Origin of the sequence: Prevotella vespertina (assembly GCF_009728485.1) — a bacterium.
In the GTDB taxonomy this organism is placed as follows: Bacteria; Bacteroidota; Bacteroidia; order Bacteroidales; family Bacteroidaceae; genus Prevotella; species Prevotella vespertina.
In genome coordinates, this window is sequence record NZ_VVIQ01000007.1 from 67565 (window position 1) to 91941 (window position 24377).

The 24377-nt window shown below is 43.0% G+C and carries 16 protein-coding genes and 1 riboswitch; of the genes, 6 read left to right on the forward strand and 10 right to left on the reverse strand.

Annotated elements, in window-relative coordinates:
- Positions 1–20 precede the first annotated feature (20 nt).
- Together F0475_RS07580 and F0475_RS07585 are read right to left on the reverse strand one after the other, a co-directional pair.
- Positions 21–2642, reverse strand: a complete 2622-nt coding sequence (locus tag F0475_RS07580; protein WP_155716149.1) for an SLBB domain-containing protein — start codon at positions 2640–2642, stop codon at positions 21–23.
- An 8-nt stretch (positions 2643–2650) separates the two neighbouring features.
- On the reverse strand, positions 2651–3271 hold the full coding sequence (locus F0475_RS07585) for a sugar transferase (RefSeq protein WP_036894929.1): 621 nt from the start codon (positions 3269–3271) through the stop codon (positions 2651–2653).
- Positions 3272–3441: 170 nt separating this feature from the next.
- Between F0475_RS07585 and dinB the strand changes: the two genes are divergently transcribed.
- Positions 3442–4527, forward strand: coding sequence for a DNA polymerase IV (gene dinB / locus F0475_RS07590; protein ID WP_155716150.1), 1086 nt, complete (start codon positions 3442–3444; stop codon positions 4525–4527).
- Positions 4528–4889: 362 nt separating this feature from the next.
- Here dinB and F0475_RS07595 read toward each other — a convergent pair whose 3' ends face one another.
- Positions 4890–5408 carry a histidine phosphatase family protein gene (locus F0475_RS07595; RefSeq protein WP_155716151.1) on the reverse strand — a complete coding sequence of 173 codons (519 nt, stop codon included), beginning with the start codon at positions 5406–5408 and terminating at the stop codon, positions 4890–4892.
- 84 nt (positions 5409–5492) lie between these two features.
- Here F0475_RS07595 and F0475_RS07600 point away from each other — a divergent pair, with 84 nt between their 5' ends.
- Entirely contained in the window at positions 5493–6158 is a 666-nt protein-coding gene (locus F0475_RS07600; RefSeq protein WP_155716152.1) for a DUF308 domain-containing protein, read from the forward strand.
- Positions 6159–6257: 99 nt separating this feature from the next.
- Here F0475_RS07600 and F0475_RS07605 read toward each other — a convergent pair whose 3' ends face one another.
- From F0475_RS07605 to F0475_RS07630, 6 genes are all read right to left on the reverse strand, one after another.
- A complete protein-coding gene (locus tag F0475_RS07605; RefSeq protein ID WP_155716153.1) occupies positions 6258–6911 on the reverse strand; it encodes a carbohydrate-binding family 9-like protein in 654 nt (217 codons plus the stop codon).
- Entirely contained in the window at positions 6908–7999 is a 1092-nt protein-coding gene (locus F0475_RS07610; protein WP_155716154.1) for a phosphotransferase enzyme family protein, read from the reverse strand. The genes F0475_RS07605 and F0475_RS07610 overlap by 4 nt, the downstream gene beginning before the upstream one ends.
- A gap of 107 nt (positions 8000–8106) precedes the next feature.
- Complete coding sequence (locus F0475_RS07615) at positions 8107–10257, reverse strand: GH92 family glycosyl hydrolase (protein ID WP_155716155.1); 2151 nt, start codon at positions 10255–10257, stop codon at positions 8107–8109.
- A 680-nt stretch (positions 10258–10937) separates the two neighbouring features.
- Entirely contained in the window at positions 10938–13034 is a 2097-nt protein-coding gene (locus F0475_RS07620) for a glycoside hydrolase family 20 protein (RefSeq protein WP_155716156.1), read from the reverse strand.
- A gap of 57 nt (positions 13035–13091) precedes the next feature.
- Positions 13092–15350, reverse strand: a complete 2259-nt coding sequence (locus F0475_RS07625; protein ID WP_155716157.1) for a GH92 family glycosyl hydrolase — start codon at positions 15348–15350, stop codon at positions 13092–13094.
- Between the two features lie 151 nt (positions 15351–15501).
- Complete coding sequence (locus F0475_RS07630; protein WP_155716158.1) at positions 15502–16476, reverse strand: glycoside hydrolase family 130 protein; 975 nt, start codon at positions 16474–16476, stop codon at positions 15502–15504.
- 621 nt (positions 16477–17097) lie between these two features.
- Between F0475_RS07630 and F0475_RS07635 the strand changes: the two genes are divergently transcribed.
- The 4 genes from F0475_RS07635 to F0475_RS07650 all read left to right on the forward strand — a co-directional run bounded on the left by F0475_RS07635 (position 17098) and on the right by F0475_RS07650 (position 21794).
- Positions 17098–17712 (forward strand): HU family DNA-binding protein, encoded by a 615-nt coding sequence (locus F0475_RS07635; protein WP_155716159.1) that lies wholly within the window; start codon positions 17098–17100, stop codon positions 17710–17712.
- Positions 17713–17794: 82 nt separating this feature from the next.
- A riboswitch (TPP riboswitch) is annotated at positions 17795–17893 on the forward strand.
- A gap of 25 nt (positions 17894–17918) precedes the next feature.
- Complete coding sequence (locus F0475_RS07640; RefSeq protein WP_155716160.1) at positions 17919–20303, forward strand: TonB-dependent receptor; 2385 nt, start codon at positions 17919–17921, stop codon at positions 20301–20303.
- Positions 20304–20308: 5 nt separating this feature from the next.
- Entirely contained in the window at positions 20309–20881 is a 573-nt protein-coding gene (gene pnuC / locus F0475_RS07645; protein WP_155716161.1) for a nicotinamide riboside transporter PnuC, read from the forward strand.
- A 172-nt stretch (positions 20882–21053) separates the two neighbouring features.
- Positions 21054–21794: a thiamine diphosphokinase gene (locus F0475_RS07650; protein ID WP_155716162.1), complete on the forward strand. Its 741-nt coding sequence runs from the start codon at positions 21054–21056 to the stop codon at positions 21792–21794.
- 581 nt (positions 21795–22375) lie between these two features.
- Here the strand turns inward: F0475_RS07650 and F0475_RS07655 are convergent.
- Complete coding sequence (locus tag F0475_RS07655; protein WP_155716163.1) at positions 22376–24370, reverse strand: hypothetical protein; 1995 nt, start codon at positions 24368–24370, stop codon at positions 22376–22378.
- Positions 24371–24377: the final 7 nt, after the last annotated feature.

Genomic DNA, 24377 nt, shown 5'->3' on the forward strand with positions numbered 1-24377 from the left:
GTATTTATTCTTTATCTTACTTACTTTATCAAGTTCGCAATCGTAGCTATGACGGCTGCAATGCTGGCTGCACTCGAGCCGACACTGAGGGTTTCAGCAAGGCTCATGCGACTTTGTATCTTTGTAGGAACAATGATCTCGCAGCCAGGACGTACCTTTGCATTGTGACCTACCTTTGCTAACATTCCGTTCATGTATAGGATGTAGGTATTGCTCTTCTTCGCATCATTGGCAAAGCCACCTGCTTGGTCGATATAGTAAGCAACACTCTTACCTTCTACGTAACCAACAGAATTTGGAAACATAACAGCGCCATTAATCTTGACGGTACCATTATATTGTGGAACTATGAGCCTGTCACCTTCTCTCAATACAAGGTCAGCATCACTACCAGGATGAGCAATCGCCTTATCAAGTTCTATACCAACAGGATACATATCAGGTACTTGGAACTTCTCTTCAGCTTTCTTGCTATTTTCTTGTGCCGCTTGCAATACGGCAGCATCCTTTGTCCTAATAGCTAATTGCATTATATTCTTGCTTTGTTGTTCCATTTGAGTTCTGAAAGCAGCCTCCATACGAACACGCTCACTAGGTGTTGGGCGACGCTCTAGACGTGCTCCCTTTATATACGCAAGGTCAGTTCCTCCGCCAGCAGCTTTGAATATATCACTCAAACGCATCTTACGTGAAGTGAGGGTATAGTTCCCTGCAAAGACGACCTCCCCTTCCACAGACACATTCTGCTGTATTGATGTGCCAGGACTCTTACGCACGTAAACTTCATCGTATGGCTCTAAAACGAATCCTGGTGCACCATCTATGACAAAGCCATCGCGGAGAGAGAACGAATAAGTACGTGCTATAATAGAATCTGGCTCAAGTGCTTGTGGGTTGGTGATACGTCGTGACACATCTACCCTTACGGTTGAGGCGGTCTGCTTCAGTCCACCAGCTTGCAAGATGAAGTCTTCTAAAGATTCATTGTCAGCGTATGTATATATTCCAGGATAGAGCACCTCTCCATGAATTGTGATTGTTCGCTGTTCTTGCGCTTCTGTCTTGGTTGGAATGAAGAGCACATCCTCATTCTGAAGAGGGACATCGGCTACGCGACCAGTAAGGATACCATCAATATCTACAGATATTACCTCCAATGTACGATCGGCCTTCTTCCTATGTAATACAGCATGCGGAGCAAATGCAACTTCAGTTAATCCATCGGCAGCTTCTACCAGTTCACGCACACTATTAATACGTCCACCAACCTCATACATACCTGGACGGAACACAGCCCCCTTGATTTCAACCATATTCTCATAACGAGGTATCACTGAATCAACGCTAACGGAATCCTCATCAGCCACCCGGAAGTTACGCATATCAAACTCGTTTACATTAAAGATAGAGTATTGACGACCCGTCTTTCTGCGTACACGGACAGAACGGGTATAGGCATCGCCAGCGAATCCACCGGCATAACTAATCAAGGTTCCCAAGCTCTCGCCACGCTTCATCTCATAGAACATAGGGCGTTTGACCTTACCACTCACTTGTGCGAGCATCTCGTAAGGACCAACGACAATGACATCATTATCTGCCAAGCGTACGTTGCCACTCAAATGACCCCGACGAAGGAAGTCGTAGACATCGACGGTGCTGATGAGCGTACCCCCACGATATACCTTTATATTACGTAATGTTCCCAGGTCTCCAATACCTCCAGCCATATAAAGGGCATTGAATACGGTTGCAAAGGCTGATAGAGTATAAGTTCCGGGGGTCTTAACTTCACCAACAACATTCACCATGATTGTATGTGTCTGTCCCACCGAAAGGCGGATACTGGAACTGCTGTATCTCTTCCCTAGTTTCTGCTTGATACGATTATTTGCCTGTGCGACAGTCAAGCCACTTACTTGAATAGGACCAAAACCATCTAGGGTAATGATTCCATCAGGGGCAACTGTTGTTTGATATGACTTCTGTGAAGCGCCATAAACATCAATGAATACAGCATCACCGGGACCTAAACGATAGTTACGAGGTAATGCCATGTTCATATTCGGCTCGAATGATAGACTCTTATTATTAAAGATATCGCGTCCCCAGACTTTCTTGCGATTACGGCTTAACTGCTTTAAAAGATTCTCATACAATACAGCGGTGTCCTGTGGCATCCAATCATTTATCTCCGATTGCATCTTCAGATAGTCGCCATCATTCTCATCGTATGTATGTTCCCACGTTTGATTATTTGATATCCGACCATCAGAGTATCGGTTCATCTCCTGCTCACTATTATTGTAGTCGTCGAGTGTATTCTCTGCAACCTGACGCTTGTTCTGCCCAGGACGCTTCTGCCCATTGTTACTACGACTACGGTCTCCAGTACTGCCTTCAGATACAGCTCCAAACGCAGCATTACCTTTTTGCATCTTCTCATAGGTTGCTCTTACACGCCTAATCTGAGAGATGTCGACGCCACTCTGCATCAGCTTGGTCACAATCTGAGCCTGTGAAGTACCACGTTTGTGCTCTTTCTGAACGAATTCCATCACTTGCGTATCGGTCATAGATGATTGCGCAAAGCTAGCTAAAGAGCATGCTAAGAGTAATACGAATAGAATATATTTCTTCATTTCCATTGTTAGAATTTCTTGCCAGTGATAATATTAAGGATAGTTTTAACAACAATGATAAAATCTACCCATAGCGAACGATGTTGTAGATAACGAATGTCCATCTCCATACGTCGTAGCATTTTCTCCATAGTGTCAGTATATCCATTATAGAGTGTAGCCTCAGATGTAAGTCCTGGTCGCATCTGATAAATTAGGTTATAGCGGTCTGTATGTTTCTGTATCTTATCTATAAAGTACTGACGTTCTGGTCTCGGACCAACAAACGACATATCTCCACAAAGTACATTCCATAATTGAGGTAACTCATCCAAATGATGATCTCGCAGGAACAATTCTAATCGAGTAGAATTTGTTCTATCACTATTTGCAACAAGCTGAGGTCCCTCTTCCTCCACAATACTACTCATTGTTCGGAACTTATAGATTGTGAAAGGCTTCCCTTTATATCCGATACGAACTTGTTTAAAGAACACAGAACCATTGTTTTGATATGTTAGTAAGAGAATAATAATGATGAATAATGGAGAACAAATAATGAAACCAATGAGCGATGATATAATATCAAAGGCTCGTTTGAGGCTACGTTGCAGCCTCCCCATGGCATCAATATTAGTTGATATGTCCATTTCTTCTTGTGTTAGTCTCGTTTGTATAGTATAACTCAACTTGGATTTATTTATTATAGTGTTGTCTTTGTTATTTCTTTGCAAAGGTACTTTTTTTTATTTATTTATTAGTTAGAAAAGTGTATCTTTCTATAGTTCTCAGTATCTTTGTGCGTGAATCAGGGTGTGTAATGCGTAAAATTATTCATATAGACATGGATGCCTTCTTTGCTTCTGTAGAACAAAGAGATAATCCAGAACTGCGTGGCAAGCCAATAGCTGTTGGTTATGATGGGCCACGAGGAGTGGTATCTACGGCTAGTTATGAAGCCCGCCCTTATGGTGTTCACTCAGCTATGTCCATTGTACAAGCTAAGCGTCGTTGTCCAGACTTAATAATTGTTCCCTGCCATTTCGATAGATACAAGGAAGTTTCTAGGCAGATTCATCAAGTCTTCCATGAGTATACAGATCTTGTTGAACCAATCTCTTTAGATGAGGCTTTCCTCGACGTGACAGAGAATAAGAAAGGTATTTCGATGGCTATAGACATTGCCAAAGAGATAAAACAGAAGATTCTTGAAAGGACTTCGTTAACAGCCTCAGCTGGAGTTAGCTATAATAAACTATTAGCAAAGATTGCTTCAGATATGCGCAAACCCGATGGCATTTATATTGTTCATCCTGATCGTGCAATGGATTTCATCGGCAGTCTTCCTATTGAAAAGTTATGGGGTGTTGGACCTAGAACTGCTGCCAAGATGCATGAAATGGGAGTTTTTAAAGGTGAACAATTACGTAATATATCTTACAATCATATGATCCAGGTTTTTGGAAAGATGGGGAAGATATATTATAATTTCTCTCGTGGCATTGATGAACGACCTGTAATCGTAAGTAGAGAACGTAAGTCAGTTGGCTGTGAACGTACTTTTCGTGAAGACTTACATATTGAGTCAAAGATTATAATAGAACTTTACCATCTCACCTTAGAACTTGTAGAACGATTGACAAGAAACCAATTTGAAGGAAGAACACTCACTCTAAAGTTGAAATGGGATGCAACGACGCAGATAACACGTAGCTTAACACAAGGAAAAATCCTACGAACAAAGCATGATATACTCCCACTTGCAAAATTATTGCTCAGCGAAACAGACTATAAAAAGCATTCTATCCGTTTAATGGGGTTATCGGTCTCTTCTTCAACAACTGATGGATTTGATGAGGAGAATACGCCAATCTGGGTGGAAGGAGACTTACCTTTCGAGAAGTAAGACGTTTCTTATCACATCTATCCTAACCTCATTCATTCTTCTAAAAGTCCTAGTTTGTTTCTCATATTAATTCTTTATGTGGGTACAGACTCCTAAGTACAATAATAGAAACGGCAAGTTTATGTACTACTTGCGAATGAGTAATATATAGATAAGGCATGTTTCGTATAGGAAATAGATTATTTTTATCTTCATAATAAATTAAACTTCAAGTAAAAATAATCTATTTTCTTATAAACGATAGTCTTATTTATTGGATAAGTAATGCCTTACAGCCTTTGAATTAAGACTATATTACACCATAGATGTAGCTTGGATAAAAAGGAAGAAGATATTACATACAAGCTGAGATATATTTGCATTCATAATTCAAGCATACGAATTTCAGCATTACCCATTGGTAATATCTCATTCATGGGTTTATCAAAATAGACACTCTGAATAGCTTTGTTAATAATACCATGCCCCACAGCAAGCACCTTCTGATTGGGATATTCTGCACGTAACCACGCTATAAACTCTGCCGCCCTAGCCTTTATTGCATCAATACTCTCAATATCTTTGGGCCATAATGTCGGATTCTTCAGATTAGATAAGTCAGGTATATACTTACCAGTGAAGGCTCCCCAGTCACGCTCACGTAATAATGGAGTTGTACAAACAGACTTATCATGGGGGGCAGCAATAATCTCACAAGTATGAATACTGCGCCTTAAATCACTTGCAATGAAAGCATTTATTGGTTCAGCCTTGAGTTTCTCTGCCACTTCTTCAGCCTGTTTTACGCCGTTATCATTCAATTTCCCTTGTGTTTGTCCTTGCATGATACGATGCACGTTATCAATAGTTTCACCATGACGGACTAAATATAATAATGTCATTTATTTATTTCTTTTTCATGCAAAAGTAACAAATAGTTTACGAGTAAAGCCTTAGAATAGAGATTATTTTGTATTTTTGTAGCCATGAAAGTACTACAAATATCAGCTATAAGAGCAATTCTTATGGCAGTGACAGGATTCCTTTTGGTGAAATATAACCAAGGAGCAATGACATGGTTAACCATTACCATCGGTCTACTCTTCTTCCTCTCGGGAGCGGTTTCATGTATCGTCTATTATGTAGAAAAGGAACGTATTGCCAAAAGAAAGGCAAAAGCAGAGAAAGAAGAAGCCGACGCCTTGCAGTCGCCTTCATTCCCTCTTGCAGGAGTAGGAAGCGTTGTTTTAGGTATTATCCTAGCCATTATGCCCGAGACATTCGTTATTGGTATGGTCTATATTCTTGCAGCTTTACTCATTCTTGGTGCTATAAACTTGTTCATAACACTTGCCCGTTCAAAACAGTATGCACATGTTCCTGTCTATCTCTGGCTTCTCCCTACCCTCATCTTGATTGTCGCTATCTTCTCAATACACAAACCAATAGAGGCAGCGGCACTACCATTAAAAGTGATAGGATGGGCTTTCATGTGTTATGGAGTTATCGAATTACTCTTCTCTATACGTAATTATTATATTCGAAAAGCATTTGAGAAGGCTGAAGAGAGTAAGATAGTTGAAGGCTTCAAACTCGCTAATGAGAATATTGAAGACGCTGAAATCATAGAAGAAGAGAAACCTACAACATAACAAACAAACAGCAGCTAACCCGAAAACACAGGTTAGCTGCTTACTGATTATTAACTTTCATCAGTGATTATGAGCACTGATACTCAAGTGAAGAACACTCTATAAGAATCTAATCTCACCAAAGAAGTCGGGTCGATGGAAGTCGGGTGCTGGCAAGTCTATCGGATTCCACGATAGGAAATGAGGCTTTGTTGTCTTGTCACCGCACTTATAGAAATTAGCACGCATTGTCTTCCCGGAGAGATTCTTTAGGTTATGACGGAAGAAAGAAGATACAGGGACTACCAAAGCAAGTTCCCATTTCTGCTTGTTCTCTTTCATTTCAAAGGGTTCACGACCCAGTGATGACCAACGCTCAATGGCATTTAATACATCTGATGGGGCTTTCGATCTGTCCTCACGACCTTTTCCATTACATAGTAGGACTGTACCAATACAATTGGTTTCAAGGTTATAATAGCCTCCTTCTACATCTGGACTGACAAAGAACTCACAGCAAGAGTCTTCCCAAACAGGACCTAAGTCAGTTCCAGAGACGGCTCTCACACAATCTTCCTCCACACGATAATGGAGTAAGATAGCATCCCCCTTATGGGCAATCGCAAACTCTACTTGTGGACAATAAGGGTAATCAGCAGCCCAATCAACCGTATCTATTTTCTGATAAGTAACCTTTTCAGCTCTAAAAAGAGCTGGGATATCAGCAGCATTAACCTGCTGATCGTCTATTCTTCGTACTTCTAATTGTTTCATTGTTTTAATGTTTTCTGAACAAAGTCAGCCATCATCTGATCATGTTTACGCACATCACGATAGAGTAAGAGCTGATTACGTGAGCGAACAAGGTTGTGCTCCGCATACTTAGTCTTAAAGTATACATCCCCATTAAGGTAATCGGCGAGGAAACGGGAACACTGCATAAAGGGGAAGAGGGCTACTGCATAAGGTAAATGACTCGTTTCTACTTCTGTTAAGAAGCTACCCGCACTACAGAGATATCCCTCTGTGAAGGATATAAAAATGTTCTCTTTGAATCCAACAGCCTGATAATTGTCACTATCTTCAGCTACATTATTAGCACCAGTACGTAAGAAGTCTCCATAATCAGAGAATATAAAGCTAGGCATAACAGTGTCAAGGTCTATCACGCAAAGCACCTTTCCTGATTCATCGAAGAGCATATTATTAACCTTGGTATCGCAGTGACAGGTGCGTTTAGGTAATACGCCCTCACGATAAAGGCGTTCAGCAAGGCACATCTCATCCGCATTACGATACAATTCTTCGATGATATCCTGCACACTAGATGCTCTTCCCTTAACATCAGCACTTACGGCTGCTTGTAACTGACGCATACGAAGCTCCATATTATGGAAGTCTGGTATCACCTCACCAAGCGGTTCTTTCAAGTCGACTAACATCTTCTCGAAATTGCCAAAGGTCTCTCCACAACAGAAAGCGCTATCTGGATTCACCTCTTCCTTAGTAACAGAATCAGGGATAAAGACGCTCATTCGCCAGTAACGACCATACACATCTTGATAATAAGTGCGCCCATCTGTAGTCTTAACGAATTGTAAGCACTTGCGATCAACATCCTGTTCTCCCTGTTGAATCAGCTTCTGGCGAATATGAGAAGTAACAAGTTCAATGTTGTGTTGCAAGAGTTCAACATCAGTAAAAATGGCATCATTAATGCGTTGCAATATATAATCAGGAGTATCTTTCCCTATTGTTGACACTCGCAGCGTCTCATTGATTAGCCCGTTACCAATAGGACTCACACTTTCTACAATGCCGTTTATACGGAACTGAGAAACCACGTTATTAAAATCAGTCATAGCTTGATTAAGTAATTAAAGGTCGATACCCATGACTCGCCAAAGGCTTTCAATGACATAGAGTCATGCGTATCGGATAGGTTATTTTACTAGTGTTTGATCATTGCCTAAGGGCGATCTGATGGCTTAACACCGAATTGCGAAGGCTTATTCCCCATAACAAATTCGAGTGTTCCACCACGTACTATATCCTTAAAGTCAATGTAAGAACGAGTATAAGGCTTGCCATTCAGCTTCGCACTTTGTATATACTTATTCTCGGAACTATTGTTATGCGCAACTACACGGAAAGTCTTTCCATTACCAACATTCAATGTTGCTTCATCGAAGAGTGGCGATCCAAAGACATAACGACCACCAGCTGGATCAACCTGATAGAAGCCTACCGAAGACAGGATATACCATGCTGACATCTGTCCAACATCCTCATTTCCACTCAAACCATCAAAGTCATCATGATACAAGTTAGCCAATACATAGCGTATCTTGTCAGCCCCTTTCCAAGGTTGCCCAACATAGTTATACATATAGAGAATGTGGTGACTTGGCTCGTTACCATGCGCATATTGACCAATTAAGCCAGTAATGTCTGGTGAGGCTTCAGCGCCCATATCACCATTGACAATGAACAGTGAATCGAGCTTTGAAACGAATGGTTTCTCGCCACCAAAGGCAGCTACAAGCCCGTGAACATCATGTGGAACTAACCAAACATACTGCCAAGCATTACCCTCAGTATAGTCATCCTGACGATGAACAGTGCTGAATGGATCGAATGGCTCACGGAACTTATGGTCGGAAGTAACGCCTCTCATGAACTTTGTTTGCTTATCGAAATAGAAGTCACGATACGACTGGCTACGCTTGTAGAAGTACTTGTAGTCCTCTGTCTTACCCAACTGCTTGGCAAGTTTGGCGATACAAGCATCAGCGAGCGCATACTCTAATCCCTTAGCAACCGTCTCCTTCTCTGGGTCGAGATCACAAGGAATATAGCCGTACTTCTTCAATAGTCCCATACCTCTTTCATCTCTCATTGCAGAGGCTTTAACCGCTTCGAAGACAGCCTTCTTATCCACATTAAATCCCTTCAAAGCAATGTCAACAAGTACAGGAATACCAGGGTTACCCACCATACAGTCTGTTTCATTACCCATCAAGTGCCAAACAGGGAGCTTACCTTGTTGCTTGAAGATATGTAGCATTGTCTCTGCAAGATCACGTTGCATCTCTGGTTGAATAAGCGTCATCAAAGGGAAGGCTGCACGATAAGTGTCCCACAGAGAGAAGGTGGTGTAATCAGTAAAATCACCCTTATGCGTCTTACCATCTGCCCCACGATACTCGCCATTCACATCACTAAACACTGAAGGGGCTATCATCGTGTGATAAAGTGCCGTATAGAATATACGTTTCGCACGCTCGTCCTGTGTCTTAATTGCAATCTTACTTAGCTCACGATTCCAATCGGCATTCGCTTTAGCCACAACACTTGCAAAGTTCCAACCAGGAAGCTCCTGTTGCAGGTTCTCTCGAGCGTTCTCTACGCTAACAGCAGATATACCCACCTTCACTAAAAGCGGCTGATTGGTTGAGGCAACAGAGAATATTCCTATTGTATCACGCTCATTCTCTTCAAGTTTAACTGGCTCGGAAAACTCCGCAACAAAGTAAACTCGCTGATCTTTAGCCCATCCTTCAGACATTCGGAATCCTGTAATGGTCTTATCTGACTCCTGTTTGAACTTGCAAGAAGTCATCTTATCCCATCCAATCCCTTGTGCAAGATTCAATGCTATATAGCCCTTTGTAGCATCTGCTGGGAATGAGTAACGATGAAAGGCTACACGTTGGGTTGCGGTCAACTCAACCCTAATTCCAGAAGCTAACATCACCGAATAATAACCTGGACGTACATATTCTGCTTTATGCGAGAACTTCACTTCGCGCTGTGAAGGGTTGGTCATAGGTAATAGAGAAACATCACCCAAGTCGCCAATACCCGTACCACTAAGGTGCATCTGACCGAAGCCAATCACTGTTGAGTCGCTATAATGATAGCCTGAACACCAATCCCAACCTTGTTTCTTTTGCGTTGGACCTGCCTGGATATTACCAAATGGAACATTAGCACCTAGGAAGACATGACCATGACCACCTGTACCAATGAAAGGATTCACATACTGCGTGTAGTCTTGTGCACTAACAGAGAAGATTGTTGCTAGCGCTACAGCAGCAGTCAAAAAGATTTTCTTCATAAAGTTATAAATACTATTTATGACGACAGAATGACTCTACTCCGCATCGGGAGTTCTACTGTCTATGATTGAAAAGAATATTCACTTACTGAACGGAGTACATAGAGAAAGCCTTAACGGAATATCCTTTACGAATAAAAGAGAGGGTAATATTTCTGCTCACTAACTCACTGATAAAGTTTAAGTTATAATCCCGTTGGACTAATTAGGCTGGCTAGTACCACTGTTTTAAGTTATATTGATGAGACAAATTTAGCAACTATTAATGACATATCAAAACATTTCAATAACAAATGTCATTGCATAGTAGAAAAATGGACAAGCAAACGGGAGTGAAGAGGAGGAAGTCGCTTTCATCGGTGGAAAGTCTTATACGCATTGCGCCGCACAAACGATAGGAAAGGGAGAAGCCATAGAGGGGATATAGCTCCGCCGACTCCTATCGTATCATGGAGTATCATCAGCATGATACCAAAAATGACTCGTATGTAATAACGAAATGACTCGTATGTGTCAGTGCCTGTTACTCGTATGTGTCAAAGGGGCTAACACATACGTGTCAATTTAGTAGGTCTAGCGTCAAGGAATTTGAGAACGCATGAAGGCTTGGCACTAGATTGTACCAAGCCTTCAGTTTCTTCTTATTCATACGTTCGCCGTGATAAGGCGAATCCGTCGACTTACTTCTTATTGATGATAATCTCATCAGTGAAGATCCACGCATCTGGCTCACGCGAGGTGGCTTTCAAACGCACATAACGCGCCCGTACCGAACCCTTCCAGCGATAGGGATAAACAAGGTAGTCGCTGTCTGTCTTGATACCAGGGAGCGTCTTATCTATTGTGGTAAACTTCTTTCCATCCTTTGAGACAAGTAGTGTTATGGTGTTAGGAACATAGATGACAGCCTCCAGCTGGTGCATGAAGTTGGCTTCCACATCCTTGATATCAGTTACCTTCCCCATGTCAACAATCACGTCAACGCCTGTGCTATCTATGAAGCCCTGCCATCTTCCCTCAAGGTAGCCCCAGTCGCCACACAATCCATTGGTCAGCGTACTATCGCCTTCTGCACGATATTTCTCAGCGTATCGACCGAGATAGGTCACGGGCTTACCCAAACCTTCATGCTGCACGATGGAACGGCTTTCAGGGCGTGCGCCTTTCTCTTTTCGAATGTCGAAAGCATTATAGCCAGCACGTTTGAGCGCATCAGTTGCCGTAATTACTCGTTGACGGAAGTCGGCATAGCCTGTACGTTGCTTCGTCCATCCCGTCTCGGCTAGTGCAAGTAATCGGGGGTATATCATATACTCTAAATGGTCAGGTTTCTCTATGAATTCCGTCCATACACAACCCTGTACACCATCAATATATTTCTCCAAAGACGTACCCTTATAAGCCGCTGGGATAGGGTCATAGTTGTAAGTCTTCTCCAATCTCGTATATCCTCCTTGCGCCTTTGGTTCCGTCATGGGGTCGTCCTGATACATATTCAAATAGCAGAACTCTTGCGGTGCCATGACCACGTGATGCCCACTCTTAGCGGCAGTCAATCCTGCTTCAGTGCCACGCCATGACATGACAGCGGCATTGGGAGCCAAGGTACCTTCCATGATTTCATCCCATCCGAGGAGCTTTCTGCCATTATCGTTGAGGAAGCGTTCTATGCGGTGAGTGAAATGACTCTGTAACTCGGCTACGTCCTTTAGATGATAGTCCTTCATCACACGCTGACAGTCGGGACAGGTCTTCCATGTGCGGCGTTCAGCCTCATCGCCTCCTATGTGAATGTACTTTGAAGGGAAGAGTTGCATTACCTCCTTCAATACATTCTCCATGAAGGTATAGGTCTGTTCTTTCCCTACGCATAAATCTGACTGAGTATAGGGCTTACCCGTACATGACAACTCTGGGTAAGCATAGACAACCTCATCACTGTGCCCAGGCATTTCAATCTCTGGTATGATGGTGATATGGCGTGCAGCGGCATAATCGACAATCTCTTTAATGCCGTCCTGCGTGTAATAGCCACCATGTATATTCATTCCCTTCCAACATACGAGGCTATCAGGATCAGGCGAATACTGGCGGTTCTTTCTGTTCCACCACTTCGTCCAGTCAGATTCTGTTCTATAGGCAGTCTCCTCTGTTAGGCGTGGATATTGCTTCACTTCCATGCGCCATCCACCGCCGTCAGTGAGGTGCCAGTGGAATCTGTCAAGCTTGAAGTACGCCATAGCGTCCAGTTGCTTCTTGATTTCATCTTTCCACCAGAAGTGTCTTGAGCAGTCTATCATCAGACCACGATAAGCGAAACGGGGTGTATCTGTTATCTTTACGCAAGGAATCTGGCGGTCCTGCTCCAGCTGTCGTAGTGTTTGCAAACCATAGAAAAGTCCCATAGGAGTTCTCGCCTGTATGGTCACTGCTGTTGGCGTAACATTTAATTCATACCCTTGTAGACTTACGCTATCTGCCGCCATCGCTGCCTCCTGTTCCGTACCAGTACAGATGAGGCGCAAGGGTGCATCAGCAGAAGGGTTCTTTACGGATGAGAACGGGATACTCATTACATCTGAGGTGTACTGATTCAGTGTCTTGAAGTCCTCTCCTTTAAGATTGGTCACGCCTTGTAGCCCCTTAGCCAATGTGAAAGTGCCTTGCTGACGAGTGATACTCTCGGGTTGAGGGATAATGCTCTGCGCACAGACAGGTTGTGTGATTGACGCTGATAATAGCAAGAATGCTGCGCCTATAAATACTTTTTTAATCATGACTATAGTGTCGTTGTGGTGGGATATACGATAGGTATTAGCCTCGAATGCCCCACCTTATTTCTTTAAATAAAACTTTAATACTCCGCCCTTCAAGAGCTCTTCATTACTGATGCGATATTGGTTCCACGGCTTACCACCTAGTTCCATCTTACTGATGATAACATCGTCAGGTTGAGCGCGTGAAGTCTCTATCACGAGCTTGTCCCTACCCCACTGCGCCTTATCCAGACGAATGGTTACCTTGTCAAAGACGGGGGATGTGAGGGTGTAATAGGGTTCGCCAGGGCAATCTGGATAGAATCCTATCATATTGAAGACTGCCCAAGCTGACATGGTTCCCGTATCGTCATTACCAGGAATGCCCTCTGGCGCATTCTTGAAATATTCCTTCAAGAGCCTGCGTGTCTGTACCTGTGTACGCCATTCGTCACCCTTGAAATATGAGAAGAGGTAAGGGTAAGCAATATCGGGTTCATTGGCAGGGTCGTAATATCCCTTATCAAAGACGCTCTGTAACTTATCGACGAATGACTTCTGACCGCCCATCAGCTTTGCTAAGCCTTTCACATCATGTGGCACATAGAACGAATAGTTCCAAGAGTTGCCCTCGTGGAAGCCAGGTGACGGCTCGAAGTTCTCGCCCTGCTTAGGGTCAAAGGGCTTATAGAAGCTACCATCGGGCATGATGGGGCGGAATACGCCATACTCCTTGCTGTAATAATGGCGATAACCTAACGAGCGATCATAGAAGAGTTTGGCGTCAGCTTTCTTGCCTAAGGCAGCTGCTAAACGTGAGAGCGCATTATCTGCAATATAATATTCCAGTGCGTGAGAGACCGAATTATCATATTGTTCGTGCAGGGCAACATAGCCTTTCTGCATGTACTCATCATTATCTGGGCGCAACGGATTATCGCTGCCTTTCGTTAGCGCAGACTTACGGAAAGCCTCGTATGCCTTATTGATGTCGTAACCACGCAAGCCCTTGAGCCACGAATCAGTGATGACGGGAATCGCTGGGTCGCCTTCCATGGTGTAAGTCTCGCGACCAAAGAGTTCCCACTTCGGCATCCATCCATGTTCGTCATACATATCAATCATCGTACGAATCATATCACGCTGACGTTCTGGGTAGACTAAGGTAAGCAACTGATGCACGTTGCGGTAAGTGTCCCAAAGTGAGAAGACGGTATAACGGTTGCCCTCTTTTATGGTGCGAATATCGTTACTCTCCATTGCTGGATATTGCCCATTGACATCTTGTAGGATGTTAGGATGGATGAGGGTATGGTACAAGGCGGTATAGAAGATGGTGCGTTCCGTCTTCGTGCCTCCTTCAACAAGGATACGAGAAAGGTCATCATTCCACTGCTTGCGAGCGGCATTGTAGATGGCATCAAAGTTCTTTCCATGCTGTTCGGCATTGAGATTCTCTCGTGCATTTGCAATACTGACAAATGACACGCCCATCTGTACTTCTACCTGCTCGTTGGCTTCCGTATCGAAGTTCATCCATACTCCTATATCATCGCCCGATAATTCTTTCTGATACTTCTTATAGAGCTTATACTTGCCATTGTCTGCATCCCATTCCGCCTCAACGCCTGTCATAGCACGTTGTTTCTTCCAATAACCCGACTCTGAAGGCTTTTTGCTTATGCGCATAACGAAGTAGATTGGGAACACTGCCTGTGGGTTATAACAGAAGGTTCCTTGTAACTTCATGCCCTCAAACTCGGTATCGCTTACCTTCCGCACCATGGCTCCCGTCTCATTCGTGAGCCCCTCGCCTAAGTTCAACAAAACGTGGCTCTCGCCTTTGGGGAACGTAAAGCGAGCTACTGAGGTGCGCGGTGTTGCGGTTACTTCGGTCTTGATGTCGTATTTGCTAAGATGGTTCGAGTAATAACCGGGATGGGCTACTTCCTTATCGTAAGTGCTACCATAGTTCTTATAGTCTACATCTAACTTCCCCGTCGTTGGCATAAGCAATAACGAGCCCACTTCTGGGCAACCTACGCCACTAAGGTTCACATGAGAGAAGCCTGTGAAATAGACATTATGATATTCATAAGGTGTTGACCACCATCTTGCATCCTTATCATACTTATTCAAATCGGAACCCATCACATTGAAGGGAACGACTGACATCAGACCATTCGGGCACACAGCACCGGGGTTGGTTGTTCCGAAGTTGGATGTTCCAATGAAAGGATTAACAAGATCAACGGGTTCCTCGCCTGTCTTATCTGCCGCTCTCAAGGATAGAAAAGATAAGGAAATAAGGATTCCCAATAGGAGTTTAGGTCTCATAAAAAACATGCAGTTAATAGTTATTGCTGCCATGGTACATGAATGAAAAGGACTATGGCGAGCCTATATGAAAATGACTACGCACATCTCTGACATTATATGATAATACACCGAAGATGTGCGTAGCTCCGCCTTACAAGTAGGTTGATACTTATAAGATGCTATTGTTCTTTGTAAATTCAACTATCTCTTTGATATAGCCGAACGCCATACCAACGACGGTATCAGCTGCACCATAATATACAGCGACACGCTCGCCATCTTGCAAAGCAGCACATGGGAAGACTACATTTGGCACGTCGCCTTGCAATTCATACGTAGCTGCTGGCGCCAATAGATAGGGACGAGTACGATAGAGCACCTTCTCTGGATTGTCCTTATCAAGGATGGCTGCACCCATTGAATAGCGGAAACCATTACAGGTATTGATTACGCCGTGATAGAACAAAAGCCAACCCTCATCGGTCAAGAAAGGAACAGAACCAGCACCAATCTTTGTGCACTGCCATGCGCTCTCTGGGAAAGGAGTCACCTTCATCACGCAACGATGTTCGCCCCAATACTTCATGTCAGGGCTAAAGCTGATGTAGATGTCACCGAAAGGAGTATGACCATTATCGCTTGGACGGCTCAACATCGCATACTTCCCGTTAATCTTCTCTGGGAAGAGTACGCCATTACGATTGAATGGCAAGAAAGCATTCTCACACTGATAGAACTTCTTGAAGTCGAAGGTGTAAGCAATTCCGATCGTTGGTCCGTGATAGCCGTTGCACCAAGTAATCCAGTAACGATCCTCAATCCATGTAACACGTGGGTCATACTTATATTCTGACTCAATCATCTCCGTGTTTCCTGCCTCAAACGTAATAGGCTCGTGATTGATTTCCCAGTTGATACCATCCTTACTGAAACCAGCGAAGATGTTCATCTGTACCGCCTTGTTATCGCAACGGAACACTCCAGCGAAGCCATCCTCAAATGGTACGACAGCACTATTGAAGATACTGTTTGATGTTGGAATATGATAGCGGTCAATGATTGGATTCTTTGAATAACGCCACATCACATCCTTGCATCCAACAGGACGCTCCTCCCAAGGTAATATATCCTTAATACTTTTCATTATAAATAGTTTTATGTTTTTAGCTTGTGAATACCACTCAATTTTCGCAAGCAAAGTTAACTTTTTACTTCTACATAGAATAAGAATTTATTATTCCTTAATTAGGAAAAACACTTATTAACGGGATATAAAGGCAGATCCGACCGCTTTAAAAACAAGTATATACGGGAGAAAGAGGAAAGCAATACGGGTAGAGAAGACGGGCAATACGGGAAGAAAAGAAAGAGAATACGGAAGGAAAAGAAAGGGAATACGGCAAGCATGATAATTTTATCCGTATCTTTTCTTGCTTTTATACGTATTTTGTTATACTTTTGTACGTATGTAATTTCATTTTCAGCATAGTGAGAAAATAATTTCAGCGTAGTGATAGTATAATTTCAGCATAGTGAAAATGTTTCACCAGCGTTGAGAAAATATAATTTGATACGGGCTAAATGATGATAGAATACGGATTAAATTATAACAGAATACGTATCGAATTATGACGGAATACGCTTCCGACTGCGAAAATATACGAATCAAACAGCCAAAGAATATGCTTACAAATGGAAAAGAAAGCGTATCTGACGGCGAAAACATACATAAGGGAAAGAAAAGTAAACAAAATTATAAAAGGTTATGAGCATCAAATACAGACTACAAAAGAATTACGGAAAGCTGAAGGAGAAGGCTGAATTTCGGGCAATCGTTATGGAGCGACAGACCATTGGATTGGAACGCATTGGGCAGAACATACAAGGTGCAATGTCTCTTACACGAGCGGATGTTTTCGCAACGGTTATGGCTCTGGGAGATGAAATAGCCCATCAACTATTGGACGGAAACGCTGTCCATCTGCCGGGTATCGGTTATTTCTCGCTGGCTGTGAAAGGTGAGGTGTACGAGGATCCGCGCACACACAATCATCGATTGCGTAACCCGAAAGTGCGAACGATAAAGTTCCGCCCCGATCGTGAAATGGCGCATAAGCTCCTTTCTGCCAAATTCGAGAACGAAACTCATCATTACGGCAATGCCTCCATTCCAACAGCCGAAGACATCGACCAAGCACTTGAGGAACTTTTCGCCGCAAAGTCTGTCATTACCATTGCCGACCTTCGCCGGTATCTCAATCTTTCCGCTTCTACAGCTTATCGCATTGCGGAACGATTGGAAGCGGCTGGCAGAATCCATAATATTGGGACGCGCCGACTAAAGTTGTTTGAGTTGAAGAGTAAACAAGTGGACGAGTAGACAAGTTGACGAGTTAATAGCATTTACAGCCTTTTCTTTGGTTGTTTGATAAGAATGTATTACTTTTGCACCGACTTTCAAAGCGGAAGTTAGGGGGTGCTTGCCTGTTTGGGCTTGCTGAGAATATACCCATTGACCTGATACGGGTAATGCCGTCGTAGGGAAAAATCCCCTTATTTATATTTTAATATCATCACTAGAAGGATATGAAAAGAATTATCCTATTCACTGCTGCATTAACATGTGTAGCAACTACAAAGGCACAGGAAGTAACTGACACGCTCAAGCAACAGCACTTGGAAGAGGTAATAGTCGCTGGAGTTCGAGTACAAAAGAATGCTCCTTATGCAGTGGCTAACATCAAGAAATCAGAACTTGAGGCTTTCTCTAAAACGGGACGTGAATTACCTTTCTTATTAGCTCAAACGCCGGGCGTGTTAGCTTGGGGTGAGAACGGATTAGGAACGGGTACCGCCGCTATGCGCATACGAGGCGCAGCAGGAAGTCGCATTAATATCACCTTAGACGGTGTGGCTTTAAACTCGCCAGAAGATCAGACAGTTTTCTGGGCAAACATGAACTCATACGCTTCGCTTATGGGAAGCGTACAGATACAGCGCGGTATCGGAACATCTACAAACGGCGATGGTGCTTTCGGCGGTTCGGTTTCTTTGGCGACGAGTTCACCCATGAGAACGCCGAGCGCAGAGGTCAGTGCATCATACGGTTCGTATAACACTTACAACGCAGGAATGAAGTTCTCAACGGGTTTGCTCTTCAATCATCTTATCTTTGATGGGGCATATCACGAGACAGCCACCGATGGTTATGTCCACGGCACAAGCGGGCGGTCGGGTTCTTACTATGGCGGTTTGACTTGGTTAGGGGATAACTTCCGTATTAGCTACAAGAACATCGGAAACTTTGAGAAGACGGGGCAGGCTTGGTATGGAGTTGTCGCTGGTAGCGGCGATCTTAGTTTGATGGATGGTACTTTCGGGGTACATACGGGTATTAAAACTTACAAGGATCTTTACGATAGAGGATTAGGCAAATTCAATTCCCTATACGAGTATTTGCAGACAGACAATAATGGTGCTTTCGTCAAAGATGCTGCTGGGAATTATCAAACGGAACGATTTAAGATGCGTGATGGTTCGTTTTGGAAGAAGACTACCGATAACTTCTATCAGAATCACAACATCCTTTCTTTCCTTATTCATCCTGCACAGCATTGGAGCCATAACATAACCTTACATTATACTTATGGTTATGGTTATTACAGCGAGTTCAAACGGAAAACAAAGCTGGCTAAATTTGGTTTGCAATTCACCGATAATACTGGCACGCAGATAGCAAAGACTGACCTCGTGCGTCGTAAGGGTTTGTCACAACACACCTACGGCGTTATCTATAATCTCAACTATAAAGATGAAAGCTGGGATGTGATGGGTGGCTTGAATCTTCAACAGTTCCGAGGGGATCACTTCGGATATCTTACTTATATCAAAGACCAACAGGTTGACAACAAGTTCCGACCTAACGGCAAGGATTATAAGTATTATTCCTCTGACGCTCGTAAGTTCGATTACAGCGGTTTCTTCAAAGCTAATTACCACTTTAACAACTACTGGAATACGTTTATCGACCTTCAGTATCGCCGCGTGGAATATAGAACCAATGGCAAAAATGATAGATTCCGTAAAGATGCCAACGGATACCATAATCAACTGTTGAATATCAATAAGCATTATGACTTTATCAATCCTAAAGCGGGCGTAAGTTACTATCGTGATGGGCACAAGGCTTATGCATCCATTGCCTATGCTAACCGTGAACCTGAACGCAATAACTTTACCGACAATGGTAGTTACCCAGCACCTTCGCCAGAACGATTGATGGATATAGAGCTTGGCTATCAGTACACAGGTAATAACTGGCATGCTGGCGTAAACCTTTATTATATGGACTATACGAATCAGTTTGTGCAGACAGGCGAGAAGAGTGACATCGGCGAGAATCTTACCACAAACATCAAGAACAGCTATCGTATGGGTGCCGAGTTGGAAGCTGGCTGGAGTCCGTTATCATGGTTGACTGTCGAAGGTAACGCTGCGTTAAGTCGCAATGTTATTAAGGACTTCGACGAGATGGCAAGTGTCAACTTTGATGATTCCTTCCGCAAGATTCATTATAATCACTCTACTTTGGCGTTCTCTCCATCAGCCATCCTCAATGGCTTCCTCGATTTGCATTACAAAGGCATTAAGGCTGTATGGCATACAAACTTCGTCAGTCGCCAGTATCTCGACAACACCGAGAATATAACCCGTTCGTTGCCTTGCTATTCGCAGACGAATGTCAACATCAGCTACTTTCTCCGTCCTGCAAAGCATCTTATCGGTTTGAAAGAAGCTATCTTTGGCGTGAATCTTAACAACATCTTCAATCGCCATTATGCTGCCAGCGGAGGAGTATATAGCACTATCCTCGACAATGACGGTCATCCTAACGAGAACCGTTATACGCAACTGGGCTTCATCCCAATGGCAGGATTTAATGTGATGGGGAGTGTTGCGTTGAAGTTTTAAGGCTCATGACACTAGACATGCTGGGCTGCATCGTCGGCCTCATTTACATCTATCAAGAATACAAAGCGAGTATATGGCTTTGGCTGACGGGTATTATCATGCCTGCCATTTATATGGTTGTCTATTACGAGGCGGGACTATATGCGGACTTTGGAATGCAAATCTACTATACATTGGCAGCCATCTATGGCTTCTTGTATTGGAAGTTCGGAAGGAAGAAAGGGGCGGAGGAGATTCCTATCACACGCTATCCTCGTCGGTTGATACTCCCTTCACTGCTTGTCTTCCTCCTTCTTTGGGCTGCACTCTACTTCATCCTCATCAAGTTCACGAACTCGACCGTACCAATATTAGACAGCTTCGGCAATGCGCTCAGCTTCATCGGACTGTGGGCATTAGCTAAGAAATACATAGAACAATGGTGGATATGGATTGTCGTCGACATCGAACTGGCAGGACTCTACCTATATAAAGGAATTCCTTTCACCGCAGGGCTATATGCTCTCTATTCCGTTATCGCTGTGGCAGGATATTATAAGTGGCGAAAAAGCCTCCCCAAGCCCCTCTTAAAGGAATAGGAAAGGAGCCTCCCCAAGCCCCTCCAAAGGAGGGGATGTGCCTAACGGAATAAAGGTTTCATCAGAGTTCTCCAAAATATATTCATAGGTTGAAGAAGAAGTTACTGTAATAAATAAAATGCATACAAAGTTTCTCGAAAGAGAGCTATAATAAAATAGAGCAACACAACAAATGATTATCAATAACAAAGAGAATAACAAGAACAAACAACATCCTCACATCCCCAACGAACACCCCGTTAGGCTCTCCCCTCCTTTCGGAGGGGTCGGGGGAGGCTTTTGTGCCGTCATCCTAGCAGCTGGCGACTTCCCCACCCACGTCCTACCCCTTCGCATCCTACGCACTACGGATAATCTCATAGTATGCGATGGCGCACTCACGGAGCTACTTGAATATGAGATAGAGCCAACGGCAGTAGTGGGCGATGGCGACTCACTCTCTGAAGAACTGAAACAACGCTATGCACACATCTATCATCATATATCAGAACAAGAGTTTAACGACCTCACCAAGGCGACTCTCTTTGCTCGTTCGCATCTGAAGATGGACGCATCCACCCATACCCGCCCCCGCTTCTGCTACCTCGGAGCAACTGGCAAACGGGAAGATCACACACTAGGGAACATATCTCTCATGCTCTACTACTATCGTCAGTTGGCTATCGACCCAGTGATGATAACCGACTATGGCTATTTCGTAGCAGCATCGGGCACTATGCGCTTTGAATCTTTTCCTGGACAGCAAGTCAGCATCTTCAACGCTACCTGCAAAGAGCTATCCAGCAACGGGCTCAAATGGGACATCTATCCATTCAACGAACTATGGCAAGGAACGCTGAACGAAGCCTTATCAAATGAGTTCACAATCCATGCCGATGGTGATTATCTCATCTACCGAACACATAAAGTATAACAATCCTTTTTCTACAGATCAAAAATGCCATATCTTCATCCTTTTAAGAGATGTCGATATGGCTTCTTTTATAATTGAATATTGCTGTACAATAATCCCTCTACCCTATCACAACCACCCTCTTTCCGTACTATTAGTATAAAGTTGGACAGAAATAATATACAATCAGGAAAAATCCTACCTCCGTTTTTAATAAAACGTACCTCCATTTTCGGTAAAACGTACCTCCGTTTTCGCCAAAACGATAGTACTTTTTACTTAAAACGATAGTACCTTTTTTCTAGAAACAAGTACGCTGCATATATTATGCGAGTGAGAGGGGGACACAAAAACGAATGTGTTATCTAGAAGAAGTTGGATCCTGCAACTTATGTAAATTATACTGATAGGTTTACACATACCAATGGAAAGGGAGATATAAGACTAGACAAGTGAACACACGGAATAAGAAGTTGATAGATTAGAGTATTTAGTTCCCAAACATAATGCGGGACTACCTAATAAAGGTAATCCCGCAATAAACTTTATGCTATTTAAGTATTGCTAGACAGCAATAAATAAAAATCTATTCTCTTAGCCGTTTAGTATTTACGACCAGTAGCATCAATGATTCTGCTAAATGGTGCAAAGTTGGCTGCATCAGTAACTGGTGGTGTGCCTGTAATGGCTGGACCAACATAGATTGGACGGATTGCACAAGCTTGATGTTTCTGTGGTTCAGTTATTCCATAGTTAAGAGAACCAAAGAATAAGCCCTTACAGGTACTTGCTGCCGTTGCACGATCAGCATAATAGAAGCCCATGAAATTACTACCCTCAGCGACATGGCGGAAAACTACGTTGTTTTTATTGTTAATACCATCGTCACGACGTCCTGTAATAGGTAAGAACAAGCCTCGATTAGCAAGAACAAGTCCTGTTACGTCTTCATACTTCCAGAGTTTCTTGCCAGTAGGGAACTTAGCATGTTGACCTGTCAGTATGTAATCGCTATAGTAAATGCCATAAATCTTATTTCCCTTATCGGTATAACAGAATGCTGGTATCTTTGTGGCGCTATTCTTCAAGCCTTCGAGTTGCGCCAAGGAAGGGTACTGATAATAATAACTACGTCCTGCTTTTTCGGTATGATATCTTACGATATCACCATATACAGCTTGGTTTTTGTCTACAGGTCTGTTACCCAAAGTACCAGGTAACAGCTTGTTCTTATAATAATTTCCTTCCATACTAAATCCTGTTCCACCGAGGTATTCAGCACTTTTCAAATTCAAAGCTTCTGTAATATCTCCCCATCTAAAGAGATCCATGTCATCAGAAGTCTGAGTGTAACGTCCATTATGGTTATCAATATACCAGTTTTGTGAACCTAATCCACTCTTTGAGATATCTTTGTTATTAGCTCTGTTTTCAGCTGATGGATTATCTCCATAGTTACTAATCCACCACTGTGCAGGCGCAATACCCCAGTATTCCTTTGTACCCTGCTTATAATGTATAAAGTTACCTGTAGCCCATGTGACATTGTTTACTGTAACATATGGCTGAGGAGTAATCTTCTCAACGGTAATGTTTGAGCGGTAGTCATAACCTGTGTTAAACACCTTTGAAGCAGTCTTTGTGTAAACACCATCTTGTGTATAAACGGTTATAGTGAAGTTGGTTGAGGCATTCTCTGCCAAGAAAGCCACCCACACGTAATCTTTTTCCAACTGAATCTTTGACTTATCCTTGTTGGCTAAGGTAATCATATATTCCTTTTCGTCACTCGTACCAACAAAATTGCCATCCTTAAGATTAAGTACATCATATGAACGAAGACCATTGATTTTTACACTGTCAATATTCTTTATCTGACCAATGCTACTCGATGCGAGAAACTTCATACCCCAGATAGTCACCTTGCGATTCAGCGTCACCTCTGTTTTTGCAACTTTCTGTCCATCGTTATTCTTTATTTCTACAGGCTTAGCTATACCCCAGTTGTAATCAAACTTCTGGTCGATAGTTGCTAATGTACCATCCTGCTTCTTCATATCAAGAGAGACAGTACTGCGGATGCCGTACTTCTTATTGGTACTTGGGTTCTCTGATGTATGATATTGTAGATTAACGCCACCTGTACCTGTTTCTTTTTCAACTTTCGGATTTACCTGCTCAACTGTTTTCTCACCCTCAACAGCCGTACCAGGATAGAAGAAAGCAAGGTTGTCCGTAGCCTTCATAGGGCTTAAGGTTTTAACCTCACCTGTGAAGTCTGCCTTCTGTTTGTTACTGCTAGCAGCCATTGTCACTAAGCTATAGTTAGCTTCATTACTATTATCATTATCAGCGATGTCATAGATAAACATCTTATCGCCGCTTTTCCACTCAGACTCAATTTGATTATTAGCATTTGGTTTGAGTGCGCGTGTTCCAGCTTGTGCAGCTTTGTCAGCCGCTGCTGTTACCTGAATAGTAGTGACATAACCCTCTTGTTGTGTAACATCACCTGCTACATCGTTTGTATCGCTACAGGCTGTAAATCCTATCATGGCGATTGCGCCACAAAGGAATTGTAATTTCTGTTTCTTCATTCTTATG